The sequence below is a fragment of the Streptomyces cahuitamycinicus genome, from assembly GCF_002891435.1.
In the GTDB taxonomy this organism is placed as follows: Bacteria; Actinomycetota; Actinomycetes; order Streptomycetales; family Streptomycetaceae; genus Streptomyces; species Streptomyces cahuitamycinicus.
In genome coordinates this window covers 1-3,959 of record NZ_POUC01000582.1, presented here as the reverse complement: position 1 = coordinate 3,959, position 3,959 = coordinate 1, and the positions used below count along the sequence as shown (strand labels likewise).

The 3,959-nt window shown below is 68.7% G+C and carries 6 protein-coding genes; 2 read left to right on the top strand and 4 right to left on the bottom strand.

The window, feature by feature from the left end:
- Positions 1-188: 188 nt before the first annotated feature.
- Together C1J00_RS39665 and C1J00_RS39660 are read left to right on the top strand one after the other, a co-directional pair.
- The gene (locus tag C1J00_RS39665) at positions 189-467 is read left to right on the top strand and encodes a type II toxin-antitoxin system Phd/YefM family antitoxin (RefSeq protein WP_102913711.1); all 279 of its coding nucleotides are present in this window, start codon (positions 189-191) and stop codon (positions 465-467) included.
- Positions 464-721, top strand: a complete 258-nt coding sequence (locus tag C1J00_RS39660) for a Txe/YoeB family addiction module toxin (protein WP_102913710.1) — start codon at positions 464-466, stop codon at positions 719-721. Before C1J00_RS39665 ends, C1J00_RS39660 begins: the two co-directional genes overlap by 4 nt.
- Before the next feature lie 518 nt (positions 722-1,239).
- Here C1J00_RS39660 and C1J00_RS39650 read toward each other — a convergent pair.
- The 4 genes from C1J00_RS39650 to C1J00_RS39635 form a co-directional block, all read right to left on the bottom strand.
- Positions 1,240-1,521, bottom strand: coding sequence for a type II toxin-antitoxin system RelE family toxin (locus C1J00_RS39650; RefSeq protein WP_102913709.1), 282 nt, complete (start codon positions 1,519-1,521; stop codon positions 1,240-1,242).
- Positions 1,522-1,526: 5 nt separating this feature from the next.
- Positions 1,527-1,808 carry a type II toxin-antitoxin system Phd/YefM family antitoxin gene (locus C1J00_RS39645; RefSeq protein ID WP_245936696.1) on the bottom strand — a complete coding sequence of 94 codons (282 nt, stop codon included), beginning with the start codon at positions 1,806-1,808 and terminating at the stop codon, positions 1,527-1,529.
- Positions 1,809-1,893: 85 nt separating this feature from the next.
- Positions 1,894-2,670 carry a hypothetical protein gene (locus tag C1J00_RS39640; protein ID WP_102913707.1) on the bottom strand — a complete coding sequence of 259 codons (777 nt, stop codon included), beginning with the start codon at positions 2,668-2,670 and terminating at the stop codon, positions 1,894-1,896.
- Between the two features lie 84 nt (positions 2,671-2,754).
- The gene (locus C1J00_RS39635; RefSeq protein WP_102913706.1) at positions 2,755-3,645 is read right to left on the bottom strand and encodes a hypothetical protein; all 891 of its coding nucleotides are present in this window, start codon (positions 3,643-3,645) and stop codon (positions 2,755-2,757) included.
- Positions 3,646-3,959 lie beyond the last annotated feature (314 nt).

Genomic DNA, 3,959 nt, shown 5'->3' with positions numbered 1-3,959 from the left:
GTGGGGACGGAGGCGGTAGTGGTGGCGGCGACTAGGGCGCTTCCGCAGCCTGAGGGCTTCGCCCGGCGGCTCACCAGGACTTCGTGCGGTCGAACTCCGTGCTGTGAAGCGTCAGGCCGCGACTCGTACTGGGTCCCTGTACCATCCGACTGGTACGGCTTTTCCGTACCAGTTCCTGGAGGAGGGGCATGTCCATCACCGCCAGCGAGGCCCGGGCCAGGCTTTTCCCGCTGATCCAGCAGGTCAACGACGACCACGAGCCGGTGGAGATCACCTCCCGGGCCGGCAACGCCATACTGATGTCGGCCGACGACTTCCGTTCCTGGCAGGAGACCGTCTACCTGCTGCGTTCGCCGGCCAATGCCGCCCATCTCATGGCGGCCGTCGCCGCGGACAAGGCCGCCGACACCCCGGTGATCACCCGGAGCATGGCGGAGCTGGAGGCCCTGGCGGAGGACGGCGAGTGAGGGACGTACGGTTCCGTCCCACCGGCTGGGAGGACCTGCTGTACTGGCAGGCCGCCGACAGGAAGCTCTTCCGCAAGCTCGGCCGCCTGATCGCCGAGATCCAGCGGGACCCCTTCACTGGCATCGGCAGACCGGAGCCGTTGAAGGGCGACCTGTCGGGCTACTGGTCACGCCGGATCGACGACGAGCACCGCCTCGTCTACCGGGCCACCGAAAAGGAAGTCGTGATCATCAAAGCCCGCTACCACTACTGACGGGACCGGGTGCTTCCCCGGCTCACCCGTGGACCGGCACGGCGGGTACCACCGCCCAGACGGTCTCGCCGGGGGGCCTGGGCGTGGGGCCGTTCCCCGCTCCCAGGCCAGGGCGGTGACGCGGAGGAGTCCACGCCCGCCGTCCTCCCGGCTGAGCCGCAGCTCGGCGTCCCTGCCGGGCACCCGCCCCTGGGTCATGGCGTTGGCGGCCGGCTCGGACATGATCAGCTCTACGGAGTCGTGCGCCGGGGTGCCGTACAGCCAGCCCCAGGCGTCCATCTGGCAGGACGCGAGCCGACGGGCGCGCCGCGCGCCGCGGGGCGATGCGGTGAAGCGGAATGAGACCGCCGCGCCTGGCCGGGGGAAGTGGTCACGCCCCGAGGATTCCGTGGCAGCAGCCCTGCTGACCAGGTACGACGCCCCCACGGTGGTTGTCTGTCGGGCGGCGGACGGATGCCGTCGGCCTTGTCGGGGTGGCCTCCGAGCGGGCTGGAAGGGACCGTGCGCGGCGCGGGTCCTCAAGGAGTCTGACGGTAGACCTCGCGGCGGTTGCCCGCGGTCAGGACCCACACGATGAGCCGGTCGTCCTCGATGGTGTAGACGACGCGGTAGTCGCCGACCCTGAGCCGCCACCGGGCGTCGTGGCCCCGGAGGGCTTTCACGTCGAACGCCGCCGTGTCCCCTGCGTCCATTGCTCTCTGGAGTTCAGCCAGCCGGTGCAGGATGCGCAGGGCGTCGGGGCGCGGGATCTTGAGCATGTCCCGCTGGGCGTGCGGGGTGAAGCGAGTGACGTACCCCATGCGCGTCAGTCCTGCCGGTCGCGGAGCAGGGCGGCCATCTCTTCGAGCGAGACCGACCCGTCGGTGCCTTCGGACTCGGCTTCGTCGGCCAGCCGGTTGAGCCATGCTTCTTCGGCGTCCTCGGCGAGTTGGCGCAGCCGCTGGTACTCCTGGATGTCGATCACGACGGCTTCCTGCTTGCCGCGCCGGGTGATGATCGTCGGTGTCTCGTCGCGGCGGGCGCGATCGATGACGTCGGCGAGGTGACTGCGGACCTCGGCCATGGACTCGACTACCGGTTCACTCATGTAACGAATGTAGCAGATGTACATGAAGGGCCAGGGTTTTCGGCGGCCGACCGACGGGCACTACGGTCAGTCGGCTCTGCACACATCATGCGGGCAGCCGGCACACCCCGTTGTCGTCCGTGACCTCGTACACGTCGATCCGCAGCAGCTCGCGGACGTGTGCCGGAACCCGCTCGACGGCCTTCACGGACGAGGACGGTACGACGAGTGCGTACCGGGTGCGGGCGTCCCGGCTCGTCATGCGGCGCAGCAAATGCCCGTAGGCGATGTCGGCGTCGATGCCCTTCTCGCTTGTGCGGCCCTTGGTCTCGCAGATCAGCCGCTCCTCGCCGCGGACCGCTTCGAGGTCGGTCCAGCGGTCCGTGGGCTCGACCGGTGTCCACCCCTCGCCGAGCAGCCAGGCGCGGAAGGCGTCGGTGACCCGGTCCTCGTCACTGCCCCGGGCGAGCATCTTCCGCAGGACCGCCAGGTCGGCTTCCTCACTGCGCCGGAGTCTGCCGCGTCCGTCCGCGTCGAGGTCGGCGGGCCGGACCACGACCAGCCGCAACCCGTGGGCGGGGATCTCGGTCTCACGACGGGCGTCGTACAACGCCCGCTGCTCGCCCCGGTGGACACCGCTCACGGTGAGCCGGTCCGGCTTGTCGAAGTGCGGCACCGGCTGGTCGTGCTGGCGCTCCCGGTACTCGACCACGAGTTGGTGACCGGGCCAGTACGCGTCGACCGGCAACCTGACCTGCCGGCCCCCGGTCCCCGGGTCGCCCAGCAGCCAGTCGAACCGGTGCTGCGTCAGGGCCTGTTCGCCGAGGACGCGGTTGCACAGGCCGACCACGTACGCCTCGTCACTGTCGCCTCGCGATGCCATGGCGCGCATCCTGCCCGGCGGCACCGACAACGCGGGATACGCGCCCCGGCGCTCCGGGCCCGTGGTTCTACTCCTAAGGGTGGGCTAGGACGAATGCGGTTTCCCCGGCTTGACGGCGGTGTCGTCCGCGCCATGCTGCTCAGGGATCGTGGCGGAGTGCTCGTGCACTTCCACGACTTCGCCGTCTACGACCTCCCCATCCACGACAGGCTCGTCGACGACCCGGTGCGCCGGCTTCGTCAGTTCCAGGCTGGAGAGGTGCTTTTTCAGCCTCTTGGCCATGGGAAGGTAGGTGGCGAGAGTGAGCCCGCCGGAGACGACGGCCCCGACGACGGGGATGGCCTTGGAGACGGACTTCGCGAAGGTCTGCTTCGTCATCTGAACGCCGAGGTAGCCCGCGACTTTCTTCACGATGGGGTAGATGACGCCCTGGGTGAGTGCCTTCTGGGGCAGCTTCTTGGCGACCTCCTTCGACATCATCCCCGCGACCTTCCCCACGGCGGCGTTCGCCGACTGGGTGCCGAACATGACACCGAAGAAGAGCGTGAGCACTCCCTTGGTCGCGTCATCGATGTCATCGCTGTCGCCGGAGAACAGATCGGGCCAGCTGTAGAGGTAGGCGAGCTTCTGCGCGATGCGCAGCATGTGGCCGAAGTACTGGGCCGTGTCGGCGGGCACCGTGGCGGGAAGAGCGATGAAGCCGGGTATCCCGGCAGCCGCGGAGAGGGCACTGGCCTTGGCGGCTTCGTAGTTGATGGAGTCGTTGGCCGCTTTCTCCAGAACCTCGAGAGAGATGCCTGCCGCTGCGGGGGTCTCCTCGATCGCCCTCCGGATCTCGTCCTCGGAGCAATAGCGGGCCAGCGCCTTTCGGAGGTATTCCTCCCTGTGGATACGCACACCCGGAAGCCTGGCGGCACTGGCCAGCACTGCGGAGAAGCGCGACTCCGGGTTCTCGATCTCTTTGCTCGCGGCCATGGTCGGGAACCTACAGCAGCCGGGGAAGTGGTGTGAGCGGCTTGAACTATCCGACTCCGCGTAGCAATCGGACTGGGACGGGTCTCGGATTCTGCGGCGACCTTCCGGTAGCCGTCCGGGTCCGTTCCCGGCTCCGTCAGACCCAGTGACCGGTGGGTGGTGAGGTGAGGCAGCGGTTGCAGAGGGTTTCGTCGCCGATCGGGCGAAAGAGGGTCGCCTGTACGTGGTCGCCCTCGCATTCACGGAGGGCGGCGAGGCGGCTGGAGGGGCGTGTGGAGGCGGGTTGTTCGGAGGTCGGAACGCTGTTGGCCGGG

Bases quoted from the DNA above. Each gene is read 5' to 3' on its own strand.
- C1J00_RS39665 (WP_102913711.1), top strand. From the start codon at position 189: ATGTCCATCACCGCCAGCGAGGCCCGGGCCAGGCTTTTCCCGCTGATC.
- C1J00_RS39650 (WP_102913709.1), bottom strand. From the start codon at position 1,521: ATGGGGTACGTCACTCGCTTCACCCCGCACGCCCAGCGGGACATGCTC.
- C1J00_RS39645 (WP_245936696.1), bottom strand. From the start codon at position 1,808: ATGAGTGAACCGGTAGTCGAGTCCATGGCCGAGGTCCGCAGTCACCTC.
- C1J00_RS39640 (WP_102913707.1), bottom strand. From the start codon at position 2,670: ATGGCATCGCGAGGCGACAGTGACGAGGCGTACGTGGTCGGCCTGTGC.
- C1J00_RS39635 (WP_102913706.1), bottom strand. From the start codon at position 3,645: ATGGCCGCGAGCAAAGAGATCGAGAACCCGGAGTCGCGCTTCTCCGCA.